Origin of the sequence: uncultured Campylobacter sp. (assembly GCF_938045225.1) — a bacterium.
GTDB lineage: Bacteria > Campylobacterota > Campylobacteria > Campylobacterales > Campylobacteraceae > Campylobacter_A.
In genome coordinates, this window is the sequence record NZ_CALINL010000310.1 from 1 (window position 1) to 18491 (window position 18491).

The 18491-nt window shown below is 47.4% G+C and carries 20 protein-coding genes; 8 read left to right on the plus strand and 12 right to left on the minus strand.

The features are described 5' to 3' along the window. Positions 1-515, plus strand: a 515-nt coding sequence (locus Q0200_RS11195) for an oxidoreductase (RefSeq protein ID WP_297941191.1), incomplete at its 5' end; no start/stop codon positions are given. Positions 516-832: 317 nt separating this feature from the next. Here Q0200_RS11195 and Q0200_RS11200 read toward each other — a convergent pair. From Q0200_RS11200 to Q0200_RS11215, 4 genes are all read right to left on the minus strand, one after another. Further along, positions 833-1570, minus strand: a complete 738-nt coding sequence (locus Q0200_RS11200) for a DUF6683 family protein (RefSeq protein ID WP_297941192.1) — start codon at positions 1568-1570, stop codon at positions 833-835. Between the two features lie 254 nt (positions 1571-1824). After that, positions 1825-2496 (minus strand): isochorismatase family cysteine hydrolase, encoded by a 672-nt coding sequence (locus Q0200_RS11205; RefSeq protein ID WP_297941193.1) that lies wholly within the window; start codon positions 2494-2496, stop codon positions 1825-1827. Between the two features lie 134 nt (positions 2497-2630). After that, positions 2631-3629 carry a HAMP domain-containing sensor histidine kinase gene (locus tag Q0200_RS11210; RefSeq protein ID WP_297941194.1) on the minus strand — a complete coding sequence of 333 codons (999 nt, stop codon included), beginning with the start codon at positions 3627-3629 and terminating at the stop codon, positions 2631-2633. After that, complete coding sequence (locus Q0200_RS11215) at positions 3626-4081, minus strand: DUF234 domain-containing protein (RefSeq protein WP_297941195.1); 456 nt, start codon at positions 4079-4081, stop codon at positions 3626-3628. The genes Q0200_RS11210 and Q0200_RS11215 overlap by 4 nt, the downstream gene beginning before the upstream one ends. 475 nt (positions 4082-4556) lie before the next feature. Here Q0200_RS11215 and Q0200_RS11220 point away from each other — a divergent pair, with 475 nt between their 5' ends. The 4 genes from Q0200_RS11220 (at position 4557) to Q0200_RS11235 (ending at position 8507) form a co-directional block, all read left to right on the plus strand. Then, the gene (locus tag Q0200_RS11220; RefSeq protein ID WP_297941196.1) at positions 4557-5849 is read left to right on the plus strand and encodes an aminotransferase class V-fold PLP-dependent enzyme; all 1293 of its coding nucleotides are present in this window, start codon (positions 4557-4559) and stop codon (positions 5847-5849) included. Beyond that, positions 5846-6478, plus strand: a complete 633-nt coding sequence (locus Q0200_RS11225) for a hypothetical protein (RefSeq protein WP_297941197.1) — start codon at positions 5846-5848, stop codon at positions 6476-6478. The genes Q0200_RS11220 and Q0200_RS11225 overlap by 4 nt, the downstream gene beginning before the upstream one ends. Before the next feature lie 517 nt (positions 6479-6995). Next, a complete protein-coding gene (locus Q0200_RS11230; RefSeq protein WP_297941198.1) occupies positions 6996-7451 on the plus strand; it encodes a hypothetical protein in 456 nt (151 codons plus the stop codon). A gap of 177 nt (positions 7452-7628) precedes the next feature. Continuing rightward, positions 7629-8507, plus strand: a complete 879-nt coding sequence (locus Q0200_RS11235) for a hypothetical protein (RefSeq protein ID WP_297941199.1) — start codon at positions 7629-7631, stop codon at positions 8505-8507. Positions 8508-8897: 390 nt separating this feature from the next. Here Q0200_RS11235 and Q0200_RS11240 read toward each other — a convergent pair whose 3' ends face one another. The 8 genes from Q0200_RS11240 to Q0200_RS11275 all read right to left on the minus strand — a co-directional run bounded on the left by Q0200_RS11240 (position 8898) and on the right by Q0200_RS11275 (position 14573). Further along, the gene (locus Q0200_RS11240) at positions 8898-9278 is read right to left on the minus strand and encodes an NAD(P)H-dependent oxidoreductase (RefSeq protein ID WP_297941200.1); all 381 of its coding nucleotides are present in this window, start codon (positions 9276-9278) and stop codon (positions 8898-8900) included. Positions 9279-9370: 92 nt separating this feature from the next. After that, positions 9371-9973 carry a thiamine phosphate synthase gene (gene thiE / locus Q0200_RS11245; RefSeq protein ID WP_297941201.1) on the minus strand — a complete coding sequence of 201 codons (603 nt, stop codon included), beginning with the start codon at positions 9971-9973 and terminating at the stop codon, positions 9371-9373. Next, entirely contained in the window at positions 9966-10748 is a 783-nt protein-coding gene (locus Q0200_RS11250) for a hydroxymethylpyrimidine/phosphomethylpyrimidine kinase (protein ID WP_297941202.1), read from the minus strand. Before Q0200_RS11250 ends, thiE begins: the two co-directional genes overlap by 8 nt. A gap of 45 nt (positions 10749-10793) precedes the next feature. Then, positions 10794-11534: a hypothetical protein gene (locus Q0200_RS11255; RefSeq protein WP_297941203.1), complete on the minus strand. Its 741-nt coding sequence runs from the start codon at positions 11532-11534 to the stop codon at positions 10794-10796. Continuing rightward, complete coding sequence (locus tag Q0200_RS11260; RefSeq protein WP_297941204.1) at positions 11531-12247, minus strand: basic amino acid ABC transporter substrate-binding protein; 717 nt, start codon at positions 12245-12247, stop codon at positions 11531-11533. The genes Q0200_RS11255 and Q0200_RS11260 overlap by 4 nt, the downstream gene beginning before the upstream one ends. Before the next feature lie 60 nt (positions 12248-12307). Then, positions 12308-13129, minus strand: coding sequence for a transporter substrate-binding domain-containing protein (locus tag Q0200_RS11265; protein ID WP_297941205.1), 822 nt, complete (start codon positions 13127-13129; stop codon positions 12308-12310). A 12-nt stretch (positions 13130-13141) separates the two neighbouring features. Further along, positions 13142-13870, minus strand: coding sequence for an amino acid ABC transporter ATP-binding protein (locus Q0200_RS11270; RefSeq protein WP_297941206.1), 729 nt, complete (start codon positions 13868-13870; stop codon positions 13142-13144). After that, a complete protein-coding gene (locus Q0200_RS11275; protein WP_002948422.1) occupies positions 13863-14573 on the minus strand; it encodes an amino acid ABC transporter permease in 711 nt (236 codons plus the stop codon). Before Q0200_RS11275 ends, Q0200_RS11270 begins: the two co-directional genes overlap by 8 nt. A 138-nt stretch (positions 14574-14711) precedes the next feature. On the opposite strand from Q0200_RS11275, the gene putP reads away from it, so the two are divergent. The 3 genes from putP to Q0200_RS11290 all read left to right on the plus strand — a co-directional run. Then, positions 14712-16202 carry a sodium/proline symporter PutP gene (gene putP / locus Q0200_RS11280; protein ID WP_297941207.1) on the plus strand — a complete coding sequence of 497 codons (1491 nt, stop codon included), beginning with the start codon at positions 14712-14714 and terminating at the stop codon, positions 16200-16202. Then, positions 16203-17450, plus strand: coding sequence for a DUF2130 domain-containing protein (locus tag Q0200_RS11285; RefSeq protein ID WP_297941208.1), 1248 nt, complete (start codon positions 16203-16205; stop codon positions 17448-17450). A gap of 586 nt (positions 17451-18036) precedes the next feature. After that, on the plus strand, positions 18037-18491 hold a 455-nt coding region (locus tag Q0200_RS11290), incomplete at its 3' end, for a hypothetical protein (RefSeq protein ID WP_297941209.1).

The following is an 18491-nucleotide window of genomic DNA, read 5'->3' on the forward strand; positions in this document are numbered from 1 at the left end:
TTAGCCACGAAAAGCTAGAGACGCAGATCGGAAATTTTAGCGACGTAAAAAACATGCCGCCGCGCGAGATATACGAGATATTTTGCGCGCTGGGCACGACGATGAAGCAAGCCGGCAGTCGCGGACAGTTTTATAAAGTAGACGTGAGCTACCCCGTAAATATCGCAAAATGGGGCATCGCATCAGGCGCACGCCGTTTTGCGCTCATTTCGTCGCAGGGTGCAAACGAGCGGTCGAGATTTTTTTATCTGCGCGCAAAGGGCAAGGCGGAGAAAAAGATCGCCGCACTGGGTTTTAAAAGCTTGCAAATCGCTCGACTGCCTGCGATAAAAAGCGAACGCGAGCAGGTGCGTATGGGTGAGCTCTTTACGATTTGGCTATTCGGGCTTTTGCCGAAATTTATCTTAACGAACTACCGCCCGATGAGCGCAAAAGATATCGCGGTCGCCGCGATCGCCGCCGCGCAGACGGAGGCTAAAGGCGTGCAAATTTATCATCCCAGAGAGTTCATTTAGAAGCAAAAGCGTAAAGGCGATTTTGGCTTTAAGCTTTTAAAAACGCCGAAAAATGCGTCCGCTATTTTAAAATAAAAAATCGGCCGAATTTTTAAGGCGTGCGGCTTTATTTAAATTTGACCCTTGAGTGCGGTTTGGCTATTTGCTCGGTCGCGGCCAAAAGTCGGGTGCGTCAAAAGAGGCTCGTGTTTATGTTTTGCTATTTACCTGACGGCGGCCAAAAGCGTCGCTAGGACGACTTTTTGCGCCGCAATCCGCCTAACAGGTAGCGCGAGCCTGCGCGCAGTTTTGCCTTGCTCGCGCAAAAATCAAAACGCCTATTTAAAGACTATGCCGGATTTGGTAAAATCCATTTGCTCCGGTTCGACGTTTAGTAATGATTTAAAACCCAGCCTGCCTATGGCTTTTAGCTCCGCCTCATGCGCCGGATTTGGATGCTGCTGTAACTCCTGCTGCATTGCCATCAGCAAAAACCCAAGCCCCATAGATATCTGATACGAGTTCATCATTTCCGTAGCTTTTCCTTCAAACAGCTCCGGTTTTTTGCGCAAAAACTCGGCGATCTGCAAAAATGCGGGCTTTACGGCTTCGTCCGGCATCGGATGATTAAAATACGCCGCATAAGCGCCTCCTAGCAGCGCCACTATCCCCGTCGCTACGTTTTCTTTGGGTATGCCGTATAGCTGCTCGACGCTGCCGTCTAGCTTGTCTATGCCCTCCACGATTAAGCGCCGCCCCTCATCTCGCTGCGCCGCAGGAAAAAGCGCCGCCAACCGTTCAACGCCGTCCGCGTATATATTCAAAAAACCATCCCCCGCTCTCACCAGCGCGCCCGTATAGAGTATATCGGTCTTGATATCTTTGACATAGGCGGAATCATCGGGCGGATTTAAATTTTTCTTCGCCTCATTCATAGCGCGGTTATAGGCATCCTGCCGCAACCACTGCTCGTTAAAATCGATATAATCGATAACATAAAGCGCTTGCGCGCTATTAAAACACATCACCGCTCCAAGCGCCGCCGCGCCGACTCGAATCTTGCCTAAAATTTTCATAAAACGCCTCCGAAAATAAAATTTCATGCGGCAGCTCCGCATTGCTGGCATTATACCTAAAATAACTCAGCTGCGATATTTTTTATTTTGATTGCCTCTATGTCGCCGCGCAGACGGAGGCTAAAGGCGTGCAAATTTATCATCCAAGAGATTTTGCGCAAACGCACGGCAAGTAGCCAAATTTCGCGCTTTAGCTCAAATTTGATCCCGCTAGCAGTCTAAATTTACCGCCTGCTCCGCCCGCAAAATCGGCGCTAAAATTTAATCCCTCGCACGACCTGCGTGCCAAGACCCGTTTGCATATGCCGCAAAAACATCGCGTGATAAAAGTCCCCCTCGTGTCCCGGCGCGTTGTAGGTGGCGACGAGGCTTGCCGGCACTAGGACTTTGCGCCTGATGTTTGCCTCGTTTGCGCTAAGCTTTAGGTGCGAGACTAGCTGATAGACGCAAAGGTCGGTGCAGTCGCCTAGCACCACGAAGGTGTCTATGTGCGGATTTTGCGCGATAAACGAGTTAAATTCGGCGCAGTAAGCCGGGCTCAGGGAGTTTTTGCGAAAGATTTTTATCTCGTCAAAAAACGGCAGATCGCGCAGCTGCGGTATCGTCTTCGCGCCCTCGGTGCCTTTGATAGCGTGCGGCGGAAATGCGTCAAATTCCGCGCAGTTTGCCTCGTGGCTATCCTCGAGCAGCACGAGATTTCTCGCACCCGCCGCGTAAGCCGCGCTAAAAGTCCGCGCTATACCGTCCGCGATCGCACCCACTCGCGGGCTAGCTAGCGGCCCCATGCTACAAAATCCCTCTATCATATCCACGCTGATAAATGCGGTGTTTGCCGCGTCGCCCGCTAAAAGTTCGCTAAATTTAATCTCCTTTAGCTCCTCAAACCACTTCGCCAAATCCTCTAAGATTTTCGCGTCAAATTTCATTTTCTCTCCTTGTTTTGGTTGTTTTACGTTTGTTGTTCGTCTATTTGAAGCAAATTTTAAACCCCCGAGTCGCCTAAATTTCGCGTTCAAATTTAATCTCGCCCAAAGCGTCAAATTTCATCAAATTCACCTGCCTAGCCGCGCGTCTTTGCGGGCAAATTTACGCAAAAGCTCTTTGGCTCAAGCTCGATCTCGATACTGCCGCCATGCGCCTGGACGATCTGCAGGCATAGGTGCAGGCCTAGGCCGTTGCCCTTTAGTTTGCTCGTTTTAAACGGCTCAAAGACCATGGCTTGGTTTTTGATCGGCACGCCGCTATCGGTCACGACAAATTTATGCTCGCCCTCGCGCTGCTCGTAGTCCACGCGCACCCAGCCGTCATCATCCTCATTTTCCTCGACCGCATCGATCGCGTTAAATAGCATATTTTGAAACACCATCGCGAGCAAATCGCGGTCGCCCACATAGGGCAGGTCGGGGAAATCTAGGCTAAATTTGATCTCCTTGCCGTAGGTGTAGCACTCTATGGCGGCCTCGCACTCGCCTTTTAGCTCGGCTAGGTTAAATTCGCGCGCGTTTATCGTTAGGCCTTTGGTGAAAAGCAAGGTTGCCTTGATAATGCGCTCGACGCGCCAGATCGCCTTTTGCATCTGCTCAACGACTGGGCGAGTGCGCTCGTCGGCCTTTTTTATCAGCGTGGAGGCTAGCAGCGAGATCGAGCCCACGGGGTTGCGTATCTCGTGGGCTAGGTGGGCGGCGACTTGACCCATCGAGGCTAGGCGCTCGGTGCGCTTTTCGGTCGTTATGTCGGTTGCGGAGATGATTTTTTTGCCCTCTTTTTGGGCGATTTTGATGAGGTAGATTTGCCCCGCGGCGCTTATCTCGCCCTCATTTTGCGGGATAAATTTTAAAATTTGCCCGAGCTTTAGGGCTTCTGAGTTTTGTAAAAATATCTCGCCCGCCTCGTCCAAAACCCAGATCGCATTGGGCAAAATCTCCACGATATCTTTGATGAAGCCTTGTAGATTGGCATACGACGCGGTTAGGTTTTTATACTCGCGCTCTATCAGATAGGTCTGCTCGATCAGGCTTTTTAGTCCGTCTTGGACGCTGGTTTTGTCGATCTGAGTCATAAAAGCTCCTCGAAATTTTCTAAATCAAAAAGTAAAATTCGGTCGTTTTTTAGGCGGCGCACTTCGTTGCTAAAGCCGCTTTTGGAAAATAGCGCGACGGCGTCCGGCACAAAGCCTAGTCGCTCGCATTTTTTAAGGAGTAAATTTACCACGTTTTTGCAAATTTTATGCTCTTTAAATTTAGCTTCTCCGACGATGATACGTCCCTCAATGCTCAAAAATATGTCTATCTCGATATTTTTCGCCCATAGACTCCGCACCCGCGCAGGCTCCGTGCCTAGTCTAAACGCCAAAAGCTCGCGGCAAACCAGCTCAAAGCCAAAGCCCGCGTACGAGTCGAACTCACGTCTGATAATCTCCATCAGCGCGACCTTTTCGCCGTTTTTTAAAAGAGCTAAATTTGGCTCGATGAAATAAAACCAAAATCTAGTAAAATTGTCGTTAAAGACCACTTTATCCTGCGCCTTGTCGCGCTCGGGTAGCTTTTTGGCTTTTTGATATTTGATTTTTACGCGCGGTTTTTCCAGCGTTTTTTCGATGCTGACTATGCCCGAGTTTATCGCGGCGGCGTAAATTTTTAGGATGAGAGGGCGGGGCAGAAATTTATTTAGAGCGTATTTTTTGCGGTCGTTTTTAGCAAGCTTGCAAAGGGCAAATTTAAGCTCGCTTTCAAAAGGCGCGTTAAAGCTAAATTTGAGCGACAGATCTTCAAATTTATCTAAAATTTCCTTTTCGATCGCCTCGAAAATATCGTAATAATTCGCCTCAAATTTTAGCGCGTCAAAGACTAGATGAAAGTAAATAAGCTGCAGGATATCAAGGTGCTTAAAGCGCGCGTAGCTTGATTTTAAGGCGTAGATTTTTGCTCCTTTTTAGCCCATTTTAGCACAACTTTGGTTATAATCTCTTTTTTTATAAGGAAAAATTTTGGTTAGCATCGACGAAATCAGGAAAAATATTATTTTAAAAAAAGGCGTGCGCTACTTTGACTACACGGCCTCAGGCCTAGCCTACGCGCCAATAGAGCGTAAGATCGCAAAATACCTAAAAACCTACGCCAACACGCACTCAGAAAGCGCCTCAAACGCGCTAAAAACGCAAAAACGCTACGAAAAAGCAAGGCAGAGCCTAAAAGATGCGCTGGGGCTTGACGAGCGATTTTATCTGATCTGCGCCGGCTGCGGCGCGACCGGAGCGATAAAGAAATTTCAGGAAATCATGGGGCTTTATTTGCCGCCTATGAGCGCAAACCGCCTAGGCGAAGAGGCGGTAAAGGGCGCAAATTTACCCCTCGTCATCGTCTCGCCCTACGAGCATCACTCAAACGAGATTAGCCTGCGCGAGGGGCTGTGCGAGGTCGTGCGCATACCGCTAAGCAAGAGCGGAGAGATAAATTTCGGCAGGCTAGATCAACTGCTCAAAATCAACTCAAAGCGCGAGATCATCGGCTGTTTTAGTGCGGCCTCAAACGTCACGGGGATAATCAGCGACTATAAAAAAATCTACGTGATGATGAAGCGATACGGCGCGACCGTGGCCTTTGACGCGGCTAGTTTTAGCTCGCACGACAACCTCGACGCCGACTACTTCGACGCGTTATTTCTCTCGCCGCATAAGCTTTTAGGAGGCGTGGGCAGCTGCGGACTGCTCGCGATAAAAAAGGAGCTCGTAAAATCAGACAAACCGACCTTTGCCGCGGGCGGGACGGTTAGCTACGTGAGCCGCAGCTCGCACTTTTTCGCGCCTAGCGTGGAGCGTACCGAGGAGGGCGGCACCCAGCACGTGATGGGGCTAATTAGAGCCTCGCTAGCATACAGACTGCGAAACGAGGTCGGCCTAGACGTCATAAAAAGCCGCGAGGATGAGCTCACGAAACAGTTTTGCGAGGGGCTGGATAATATCCCCGAGGTCGTGAGTTACTGCCCGCGCGGAGTGCCGAGATTGCCGATTTTCGCGTTTAACGTAAAGGGCGTTTCGCCGTATGATTTCGCCGCGGCGCTGAGCGAGGACTACGGCATGCAGACCCGCGCGGGGTGTGCGTGCGCCGGTCCGTACGGACACGATTTGCTCGGGCTAAAAGACGATCAGAAATTTGATCAAAAGCCCGGCTGGGTGCGCGTGAGCCTGCACTACTCGCACACGCCAAAAGACGTCGCCTATCTGCTAAAGGCCATCAAAAAAACTATTAAAAAATTTAAAACCAAAAAGGAAAAGAAATGAATAAAATTTTAGCCGTAGCCCTGTTTGTTCTTTGCGCCGTTTGCGCGCAGGCAAAGCCGTTTAGCCCCGAGCAGTACGCAAAAGTACTTCGCGAGTACAACTCCGTAGCGGGCGCGAACAACTACTTTGAAAGCGGTAAATTTAAAGAGGAATTCGAGCTTCGCAAAAAATACTGCGACGAGGGTCTAAGAGACGCCTGCGGGGATCTGGGGCTGCTCTACGTTACCGGTCTAGGCGCGCCAAGAGATAGCAAAAGAGCGGGCGAACTACTAGGGTACGCTGCCAAAAACGACGAATTTAAGGCCATATCGCAGTACTACGAAGCCGCACTTGACATAGCTCGCGCGGCAGAAAAATACCCGGACGACAAGGTCACGCAACACCTAGGGGCCGAGTTTAAAAACTCGCTAGAGCAGTGCAAAGCCTACAAGGGCGACCGTCACGTGTGCTTCCGCGCGCTGGTGATCAGCGGTATGCTACCAAAGGGCGAGGGCGGCCTCGGGCTATCGCAGGCCGAGTTTGCCAAGACGTGGGAGGATATCGTCGTGAGCGACGTCGAGCGCAACGGCATGGACGAATCGAAAGTAAACGCGCTGGCAAACGAGCTAGATGGGCTGGCGACGCGCTAAATTTGCCGGGCTTTTGCGGCGTAAATTTGCTTTTTTCGGCCAGGCGATCCGTCAAATTTGACCGTCCGCGCTTTTGTCTTTTTGCGGGCGGCTTCGCGTCTCATGTAAATTTAGATTACTTGGCTCAAATTTAACGCGTCGGCGATTGCTAGACTTAAATTCTGGTCGGTTTTTGGGTAAATTTATCGAGCGTTGCATAATTTGCTTTTGCTCAAATTTGACTGCTTTTTACGGATAAATTTAGCTCTCTCCTGATGGCATTTTTCGGCTTGCGAGCTTTTGCCCGGCGGGCTTTACGGGCTATCTTTACGGCGTAAATTCGCTAAATTTTGCTAGCGCTCGAGCAAATTAGCTCGTCAGGCTTAAAGCCTTTGCTTGCGCTTTTTTGCGCATGCGGTCAAATTTACGCACCCGCGCGGGTTTTTGCCTCGCTCAAATTTGATGTATTTTTGCGCCCAGCTCAAATTTGCGCGGCGTTAATTTGTACGAATTTACAAAAACTTTGGAGAAAATTTAGATGCGAGATTCGCGCGAGTTTCAGGTCTTAGCGGGCGAGGTAAAAAACGTGAGATGGAATGCGGCGACGGATGTTGAGATAGAGGGCACGAAATTTAACGTTAAAAACCTCAAAGATCGCCTCGTGCCGCGCGAAAACGACCGCCTAGCTATCGCCTACGACGCGAAAAACGAGGTTTGGAATTTTAAAAATTTGACCTCAGACAAGTGGCTCAAAAACTACTCTTGGCGCGCACACCTGATGATTTTTGAGGAGGCGATGATGGAGTTTTTGCCCAATAGCATTTTTAGTGCTATTATGATTATACCGATAGTTTGGCTAGCTCGCCACCTTTCAGATTTTGGATACTTAGTCATCATGTTTGCGTTTATTATTTGCCTGTTTTTATCGCTGCCTTTGATGTGTCTAGATGGCAAAACTCAAACAGACAAGGCAAACGCGTATCTGGCTTTGTGAAAATTTTTAAAAGAATCGGATTTGTAGTTCGCTGTCAAATTCGTCGCTAAAAAACGCGGCAAATTCGGCGCCTATTTTTAAATTTGACGGGCAAACGAGCGATCAAATTTATAGGCGTGCAAATTTAAACCGCCCGAATTTCGGGCGCGAAAACGTAAAATTTAAAGAGGATTTAGCTTGAAAGAAACGAAAAACGGTTTAAAACTGCTCGGCGGCCGCGCTGGCTTGCTTGAGTGCGTCTATAAAGACAAAAGCGGATTTGATTATAGCTTTAGCTTGGAGGGACAAATTTTAAACGTTCGCTCGCTGCAAAACCCGCTTTTACCGATAAATGACGGCGACAAAATGCTGGCGGTTTGCGATAAAAAGGGGCGGGTTTTGGGGCTAAAAAACCGTTCTTTAAACTCTGCGGCCTGGTATGTCTACGAGCCTAGCCTATTTTTTGCGGCTCTATTTTTCGTGCTGTTTGCGTTGTTTGCCGCGGCCGGCGTTTGGGCAATTTTTTCGGGCTTTGACGGACGGTGGCCGCTTTTTGGCACTTTGCTGCTTGTTTTTGGTTTCGGCTCTCTTGCCTTTGCTTGGTTTAAGTATTACCGCGAGGCGTCTTTGGGTTTGCGCGTTAGGTTGATGCTGGGCGCCGCAAAAGAGCCCAAGTCTAGCGGCGAGGTTAGCGGCAGGGTGCGAAACTTAAGGATTTTTGAGGTAAAAGAGAAAAATTATTTTAGCGTCACTATCGGCGATACGTTTTTGTGGGGTAGCAGCCCTAAAAAGCGCGCCCTGGAGCTAGAAAACGGCGACGAAGCGAGCGTAAAATACGAAAATTTCAGGGTCATAAAGATACGAAATCTCAGCAAAAACCTGACGGCGAAAAAGTCGCAAGGCTTTTTTGAAAGAGTGCTTTGGTTTAACGTCGATATCGCGATCAGCCTTTGCGCGGGGCTTGTTTTGCTCTATGCTGGGACGATGGATTTTTGGTTTTCGCCTTTTGCGGGGATTGCCGGCTTGATAATCTTGCTCGGCGGGGTCTGCTTTAACGTGTTTTATAAAAAGGGTTAATCTTCGGCACGGCTTGGCAAATTTGACGCTCAAATTTAGCGTGTCAAATTTGAGCAAGGCAAGCAGACTCGTCAAATTTTAAGCCTTACAAAAACGCTTGCAAATTTGCCAGGCGGTAAATAGCAGAAATAACGGCGATAAAGCTTAAATTTAGCGCGATCTCCGTGATTTATAGCGAGGCAAATTTACGCACGGCAAGACTAACTGCGACTGTCAAATTTAGCCTAACTTTCGCAAAAACTCCGCGTATTCTTTAGCTCCGCGCTCTAAATCGTCCTGGCTTGATACGTAGTCCACGCCCGGAGTCTCCTCGGCGCCGTAAAATGCGAAAAAGTCGCGGTAGTCGGCGTGAAAATAGTATTTAAACGCAAGCTCAAACGGCGTAAGAACCTAGCGCAGACTGAAATGATAGCGTCCTTGCGGGCAGTAGTCGCTCTTTTTGATGCCTGCGGTCACGGCTAGCGCTACCTTGCGGCCCGCGATACCGTCCGAGCCGCGCCCATAGGCAAAACCGTGCGTCATCACCGCGTCGATCCATGATTTTAAAATCGGAGGGCAAGAGAAGTTATGAAGCGGAAACTGCAAAATGAGGGCGTCGTGGGCTCTGATGAGCTCTTGCTCGCTCGCGGCGTCGATATCGCCGCTCCCGTAAACCTGCGTCAAATCATGAACGCTAAAGCGCTGCGGCTCTTTGAGAGCCTCTTGTAGCAGGCATTTGTTTATGACCGAGTTTTGGATGCCCGGGTGGGCTAAGATGATTAGAGTTTTCATTTTTTTCCTTTTTAATCGAGCAAATTTTAGCGAATTCGGCTTAAATTTGAGCGGAGAATTGCGCAGTCTAATGACGTAAATTTAGCGTATTTTTACAAAAACGCTTGCAAATTTCGCAGATTTTCTTTTATGGATGCGGGGCGGTAGAGCGCTGAGATAACGGCGATGTAGTCTGGATTTAGCGCGGTGATCTGCGCGATATTTGCTGCGTTTATGCCGCCGATCACGCAAACTGGGATACGTAAAATTTCCTTTGCGCGAATTATGGTTTCAAATTTGCAAAGCGGGGCGTTTGGTTTGGTCGGGCTTGCAAACAGGGCGCCAAATGCCGCATACGAAGCGCCCTCGTCCTGCGCTTTTAGGGCTAAATTTAAATCGTCGTAGCAGCTAACGCCGATGAAAGCGTCCTCGCCTAAAATCTTTCTAGCAGTCTTTACTCCGCCGTCGTCTTTGCCGATGTGCACGGCGTTCGCGCCTATTTTAGCGGCAAATTTTACGTCGTCGTTTACGATAAATCTCGCTCCGTGGTGCTCGCAAAGCTCTTTTAGCGCAGTCGCTACGCGCTCGTTTTTAGGCTCAAGCTTGGTGCGGTACTGTAAAAACTTCACTCCGCACTCTAGTAGCTCGTGGGTTTGCTCGAGTACGCTATTTTCGGGCGTTAAGATGTCGTCCGTGATAGCATAAATTTCAGCCACGGTTTGCGCCTGCGGCTTTGTGATCTAGCAGCCGCACGCCGAAATTTGAGCCGTGAGCGTTTTTGATCGCGTTTGCGACGAAGGCCTTAGCGCTCTTAATCGCCGTTATCTCGTCTGCCCCGCAAGCTAGGGTGCAGGCGATGGCCGTGGCGAAGCTGCAGCCCGCGCCGTGCATGATCGTGGGACGCTCTAGCGGCTCGCCAAATTTAACGATTTCGCCGCTTTTTTTATAAAGCGTATCCTCGCAAATCTCGCTCGTTTGCGTACGTTTTAGCACCACGTCGCAGGGCAGATCCGCACCCAAATTTAACCGCTCGCCGTCAAAATTTAACTCCAAAATGCGCGCTTCGTCTAAATTCGGCGTCGCGATGCGGGCAAGGCTTAAAAGCTCCTTTAACGCGTTTATGGCGCCCTCTTGTAGCAGCTTGGCGCCTGATTTCGCCACGCAGACGGGATCTATCACGGCGCTTATGCCTCGGTTTTGCTCTAGCCAGCCTTTGACGCAGGCTATGAGTTCCTCGTTAAAGAGCATGCCGATCTTTACTGCATCAAATTTTAGCTCTGCGCAGGCTGCTTCTAGCTGCGCGTTTAAAAACTCGGGCGTTACTGGCATCACCGCGCTCACTCCGCTCGTGTTTTGTGCGGTTAGTGCCGTGATCGCAGTCGCGCTGTAGCAGCCGTAGGCCTCGCAGGTTTTTATGTCGGCTTGTATGCCTGCACCTCCGACGCTATCGCTGCCTGCGATGATTAGGATATTTTTTTTAGGATTTTTCATTATTTTGCCTTGATCGGTTTTTGTTAAATTTATCTTTGGGCGAATTTATCTGTCGCCAAAATCCTTGCCAAACTCAACGCCTAGCTCCCTTAAATTTACGGGGCTGTTTCCTTGCAACTCCATCGGCGTCGGCGGCGGAGTTTGCGGCTGCATTTGTTTAGGCTGCTCGCTTGCAGGGTTTTGCTCGGTTTGAACGTTTTTGGTGGCATTATTTTCGGCTTTTTTCGGCTTTTTCTTTGCTTTTTCGTCTTCTAGCTTTTTACCGGTTAGGCACTCGTAAATTTCCGCGTGATTTTTCTTTGCCCAGTCCTCTTTGACTTCGATTTTTTGGTACTCTTTGCTAGTGGGCGCGGCAAGGCCGTTTTTAACTAGGGTTTTGTTTAGGATTCTGCTTTCGTCGCTTACCTCGCACAGCCATCTATCGCCTAGATTTTTTAGCGTGAGTACGTAGTAGTTGCGTTCAGGACGAAATATCTTTTTGATCTCTTTGTCGTAGGATTTGGTGAAATTTTCCAGCTCTTTTTTATCTTTTATGCACTTTGCACCGTTATAAAATTTGACGTTTGCAAGCTTACAAGGGGCGATCACGGCGGCGTTTAATCTAAAGACGAAGGTATTGTAGTCTAAAATTTTTTCTAAAAACAGGACTTCTTTGACGACTTTTTCGCGTTTGGATTTGGTCGTTTGGGTGATTTGCATGTCGGTAAACTCGGCTACCAAATTTACCGACAGCAAGGCTAAAGCGCAAAATTTAATCAGAGTAAAAAATGCGCTTTTTTTCATCATTTCAGATCGTATTTTTCTAGCAGTTTGTCGTAGTTGCCGTCTTTTTTCATCTCTTCAAGCGCGGCGTTTATTTTAGCGATTAGATCTGCTTGCTTGCCTTTATCAAACGCCATAGAAAAGCCCTCGCTACCGTCGGTTTCTTTGTAAAATTCCTCAAGCTCGGGATTTTTCTTTAAAAACCCGTAACCGATCGAGCTATCAAGCACGACCGCGTCTATCTTGCCTTTTTTTAGTCCCATGATTAGTGGAACCGGATCCTCGGCAGGCACGACTTTAGCGCCTGCGATAGCGTTAGCGGCGATCTCTTGGACGGTGCCTTGTTGTACGCCCACTTTTTTGCCGTTTAGCGCGTCTTTGCTCGCGATGGCGTCGTTGCCTTTAGCGCGCAGGTAGATGTTTCCGGTCGCATAGTAAGCCTGCGTGAAATCAACCGACTTTCGTCTATCGTCGGTTGCGCTCATCGCGCTTGCTACGGCGTCGATTTTGCCGGTTTTTAGAGCCGGGATTAGGCCGTCAAAGCTCATATTTACGATCTTGTACTCAAAACCCGCGCGTTTAGCGAGCTCGGCTACTAGGTCCATGTCAAAACCCGTGATCTTGTTTTGCTCGTCCACGTACTCAAACGGCGGATAGTTGGCGGCTGTACCGATCTTTAGCTCGGCGGCGCCAAGCGTAGCTAGAGCCGCTAAAAGCAGCGCAAAAATCTTTTTCATGTTCTCTCCTTTAAATTTGGTTTCAAATTTAAGCCCGCGTTTTGGTGCGGGCTCGCAAATTTACTTCAGGCCGTATTTTTCCATCATCTTGTCAAATTCACCGCTCTTTTTGAGCTCCTCTATCGCGGCGTCTATTTTGCCGATTAGCTCTAGGTGCTTGCCTTTATCAAACGCTACGGCAAAGCCCTCGGTGCCGTCTGGAAGCTTTAAAAACTCCTCCAAATCAGAGTTTTGCTTTAGGTACTCGTAGCCGATCGGGCTATCTGTTAGCACTACGTCGATTTTGCCTGCTTTTAGCGATAAAATCGCAGCCGCTACGTTTTCTGCAGGCACGGCTAGGTCGCCGCAGATGGATTTAGCCGCGGTCTCTTGCAATGTACCTATTTGCGCGCTTATTTTTTTGAGGTGCATATTGGTCGCATTTACGTCGGTGCCCTTTTTGCGGATGAAAAGATTATCCGAAAAATAATAAGGCTTCGTAAAATCGACTGATTTTCTTCTCTCCTCAGTTGCGCTCATACCGCTTAGCGCGGCGTCTATCTTGCCTGTTTTTAGAGCAGGGATTAGCCCGTCAAAGCTCATGTTTTGCACGTCAAATTTGACGCCGATTTTCTTACCGACGGCCTCTATCATATCGATTTCAAAGCCTACGATCTTGTTGTGCTCGTCGATATACTCAAACGGCGGATAGTCCGCGCTCGAGCCTACTTTTATCGTTTGCTGTACCGCTACGGGGGCTGCCTCGTTTTTTACTGCGGCGTCTTTGCTCGCGTTTTCATTCGAGCTTTGACCGCAGCCTGAAAGCATCAAAGCGGCGGCTATGAAAACGAAAAGTTTTTTAAATTTGCCGGCGGGCAAAGCCGCAACGATGTTTTGTGACATTTTGACCTCCTTTTAGTGGTTTAAAATTTTACCTAGAAAATCTTGCAAACGCTGATTGCTAGGGTTTTCGAAAATATTTTTAGGCGTGTCGTCCACGGCTATTTTACCGCCGTGCATGAAAAATATCCTATTTGCCACGTTTTTAGCAAAGCCCATCTCGTGCGTGACGACTAGCATCGTGATGCCTTTTGCGGCGACGTCCTTCATGATGTCTAGTACTTCGCCGATCATCTCGGGATCTAGCGCACTGGTTGGCTCATCAAAGAGTATGACCTCTGGATTCATCGCTAGGCTTCTAGCGATTGCTATACGCTGCTTTTGACCGCCCGAGAGCTTGTGCGGGAAGGCGTATTTTTTATCGCTTAGACCCACGCTTTTTAGTAGCTCGTCGGCTCTTTTTTCTGCGCTTTCTTTATCCAAAATTCCCGCTTTTATCGGAGCTAGGGTTAAATTTTGCAAGACGTTTTTATTCGCAAAAAGGTTAAAGTGCTGAAAAACCATGCTCACTTTTTGACGGATTTTGTTTATATCCGTTTTTTTGTCCGTTATATCCTCGCCGTTTATCTTGACGTGCCCGCCGCTTGGCTCTTCTAGACGGTTTATGCAGCGCAAAAATGTACTCTTACCGCCGCCGCTTGGTCCTATGATAGCGATGATTTCGCCTTGTTTGATATCTACGCTGATGTCGTCTAGGACGCGCAAATCGCCGTAATTTTTACTCAAATTTCTAATCTCAATCATGGCGATTTAGCCTCCTCTCTAAAATTTTAACCAAAAACGTAAAGAACTTCACGCTGACGTAGTAAACTATACCCGTGAAAATGACGGGCTCCGGGCTATAAAACACCGCTTGCAGGCTCTTACTTTGCATCGTGATATCGATGACGCTGATGTAGCCTACGACTGACGTCTCTTTAAACAGCGAGATAAATTCGTTCGCAAGCGCTGGCAAGATGTTTTTAGTCGCCTGCGGAAACACTACCTCACGCATCGAGACGTAGTAGTTTAGACCCATCGCCCTTGCGGCTTCCATTTGCCCTTTATCGACGCTATTTATGCCGCTACGCACGATCTCTGCGACGTATGCGGAGCTGTTTAGCCCAAGCGCGATCAAAGCGACGTAAAAGTTATCGCTCCAAGTCGCGAAAATAACGACCGAAAATATAAGGAGCTGCAAAATAATCGGCGTTCCGCGCAGGATATCGACGTATTCGTCGATGAGAAAGCTTAAAATTTTGATATTTAAAAATTTTAAAAACGCCAAAATAAAACCCAAAGTCACGCCGATAGCCGTGCCGCCGATGGTGAGCCCGAGCGTCACGCCGTAGCTTTTAAGGTAAGCTAGACGTTGCGCCTCGTTTAACTCCGTCGGATAAAAATAGTAAACGCCCGCGGAGACGATGACGACGAAAAACAGCGCCCTGAAAAATTTTTCGTTTAGCATTTCTTAAACCTTAAAAGTGTAATGAGGGTTAATAATACGAAAAAAAATATAAATTTAACCTTTTTTACGCGAAAAAATTATCTTTTAAACAAATTTATCATATTATCGTAACTCAAATTTAAAACCCGAGGGGAATTTATGGATTACGCTCGCTATATCGCCATCGCGCTGTATTTTGGATTTTTGCTTTTCGTGGGGCGATACTCGTATAACAAAAACGCCAATATGGGCGAATACCTGCTCGATAATCGCCGCCTAGGGCCGGTCGTAACCGCGCTAAGCGCCGGAGCTAGCGATATGAGCGGCTGGATGCTGCTTGGTGTGCCGGGCGCGCTATATGCCACGGGGCTTGCTACGATTTGGATGGTTTTGGGGCTCGTTATCGGCGCGTATTGCAACTACCTGTTTTTAGCAAAGCGCCTGCGCGTTTATACCGAGGTTGCTAGCGACAGCATCACGATCCCCGATTTTTTACAAAATCGCTTCAAGGATGAGACTAAAATTTTACGCATAGTCTCGGGTCTTTTGATTTTGATATTTTTCACGCTTTATGTGAGCAGCGGGATAATCGCGGGCGGTAAGAGCTTTGAGAGCTTTTTTGGATTAGATTTTAAATTCGGCGCGATTTTTACACTGGCCATCGTCGTTTTTTACACGTTTTTCGGCGGATTTCGCGCGGTTTGCATCACGGATGCGTTTCAGGGCATGCTGATGTTTTTGGTTTTAGTTGCCGTGCCTGTAGTCGCGTTTTGTAATCTAAATTTGCCAGACGGCGCTATATTTTGGAGCGAGGTGTCAAAATACGGCAAAAACCACCTAAACGTCTTTTACGATCAGACTTTTTTAAGTATCTTGGGGCTCATGGCGTGGGGGCTTGGGTACTTCGGGCAGCCGCACATCATCGTTAGATTTATGGCGATACGAAGCTCAAAAGAGCTAGCCCAAGCTCGTCGCATCGGTATCGGCTGGATGGCGATAGGACTTGCCGGAGCGATGATGAGCGGACTGATAGGCTTTGTGTATTACAGCGAGTTAAATTTGCCTCTAGCCGATCCTGAAAAGGTCTTTTTGCAGCTTGGCGAGACGCTGTTTCATCCGTTTTTCGTGGGTATCATCATTTCAGCCGTACTTTCAGCTATCATGAGTACGATCTCTAGCCAGCTCTTGGTTAGCGCAAGCTCGGTTACGCAGGATTTTGTATTTGCCTTTTATAAAAAAGAAATCTCGCAAAAAGCGCAGGTCGCCGCTGGCAGATACGCCGTCGTGGCCGTCGCGCTAGTGGCTACCGCGCTTGCTTTTAGCTTTAACGAAAGCGTGCTAAACGTCGTTGGCTACGCGTGGGCGGGCTTTGGCGCGAGTTTTGGGCCGGTGCTGCTTTTTAGCCTTTACTGGCGCAGGATGAGCGCGCTAGCGGCGCTTCTAGGCATGATAACGGGCGGAGCGACGGTGATCGCGTGGATTGCGCTTGGGCTAAATTCTTACGTTTACGAGATATTGCCTGGCTTTGCGGTCTCTTGCATAGTGATTTATCTCGCCAGCCTCTACGGCGACGCGATAGACAAGATGAGTAACGAGCCAAACTCGGCCACCGTGCAGGACGAATTTGAAAAAATGAAAACGAGGCTGTAAATGCAAAGTAGCGTAAAATGCGGCAACTGCGGCGCCGAGGTCGATGTAAATTTGGCTCTTAAAACCGAGCTTGAGCTTGAAATGAAGCAAAAAATGGCGGCGGCTAGACGAGAATTTGATAAAGAGATCGAGATTAAGAGGGCCGAATACAAGGCGCATTTAGACGCTTTAAACGCGAAGGAAAAAGAATTTGACGCTAAATTTGCCGCAGCCATAAACGCTAAAAAAACAGAGCTTGAAAATGAAATAAAAGCAAAACTCGAGGGCGAAAATTTAAACATAGTAAATGCCCTAAAAACCGAGCTTGAAGCCAAGTCAAAGCAGATAAACGAGCTAAATTTAAAGACGCTTGAGATAGAAAAGCTAAAACGCGAAAAGAGCGAGTTTGAAAGCGCGCTGATGGCAAAAACCGAGGTCGAGCTAAGTAAACGTCTAAACGAGGAAAAAGAGCGGCTAGGCAAGGCTTTGGCCGAGCAAAACGAGCTAAAATTTAAGCAAAAAGACGAGCAGCTAGAAGCGCTAAAAAAGCAGCTAAACGAGGCGCAAAGGCGCATAGAGCAGGGTAGCGAGCAGCTGCAAGGCGAGACGCAAGAGCTCGCCATTGAGGCGTGGCTGCGGGAGAAGTTCGTATTTGACACCATAGATGAGGTCAAAAAGGGCGCAAACGGCGCGGACGTGATGCAGATCGTAAATACCCGAGAGGCGCAAAACTGCGGCAAAATCTACTACGAGAGTAAGCGCACGAAAAATTTCTCAAACGAATGGATAGAAAAATTTAAGGCCGATATGCGAGCATCGGGCGCCGATGTTGGGGTGCTCGTTAGCGAGGCGCGGCCGCGGGAGCTGGAGCGCATGGGGCTGGTTGACGGCGTATGGGTGTGTAACTACGAGGAGTTTAAGGCGCTTTGTTTCGTGCTAAGACAGGGCGTCGTGGAGCTAAATTTTGCTAGGAACTCTGCACAAAACCGCTCAAACAAGATGGAGATGCTCTACTCGTATCTAGTGAGCAACGAGTTTAAGATGCGCATCGAAGCCATCGTGGAGGGCTTTTCTGCGATGAGCGAGGAGCTGGAGCGCGAGAAAAACGCGATGAAACGCATCTGGAAGAGCCGCGAAAAACAGATCGAAAAGGTGCGCGACAATGCGATCGAGATGTTTGGCTCGATAAAGGGGATCGCGGGAAATGCGATAGGGGAGATAAGGACGCTGGAGCTGGGGTTTGATGCGGGCGATTTTGATTCCCCATAAATGACGGATTTTGGAATAAATTTTTCTACGCCCGCCGCAGTCACGGACGACTGGTCTGCTCATTTGCGGGTAAGAAAAATTTATTTAAACTACGCCTATTCTGTCTGGAATATTTGTCTCATATCCTACTAAATTTACAAATTTAACTCTGCTAAAATTTTAAAAACGAAAGGCTCAAATTTGAGTGATTATGATTTGCCTAAAGGTGCCAGGCTTGATGACGATGAGAAGGTTCTGTATTGCTATCAAAATACAAATTCTTTTTTTGTCGTTAGGGTGTTTATTTGCATGTTTTTGCTATTCGTTTTGGTTAATATCATAGACGGCAGTATCTTGTCTATGCTTGTCATATCCGCCGTTTCAGTTTTTCTATTTTACATTATGTATTGCGAGATATTAAATTATAAAAGGCGATGCATATATATTACCAATCAAAATTTTATTACCGGAAATAATATAAAAACAAAAAAAGAGGAAATATCATATTTCTATACAATTTATGCATTCGGATATCGTCCCGTAATCGTCTTTTATAAAAATAAAAAGTTTTAGGAGTATATTCCTAAAAAATGGAGGACAAGCAAATATGAGACTTTTTTTATTCATTTTAAAACTACTTGGCTTTTTAATTAAGACTGCTCCTGAAAAAGAAAAATTTTGTATAGAAGATAAATGGACAATAGAATTACCAAACAAATGGGATACAACTTCCAAAGAGATTGAACTTGATGTGGAAAGTGATAATCATCCTATTATTCAAACTATATTTTTTCAACCAGGTAGTGATTTAAGTATAGGAGTTTACTCTCTTAATTTATTAAAAGATGATAATTACAGAAAAGTGGAAGCTGATATTCAAGAAGTTGCTACAGTATTTGAAGAAATAATGGATAAAATAGAAGATAAAGAAGAATATAAAATTCCAAATTATAAAAGTTCAAAATTTAAAGCTTATGAATGCACTTATTATAAAAATGATAAAAAATTTTATGCTATTAAATCAGGATTTTTTATGAAAGGATGTTTATTAAGAGTTAATAT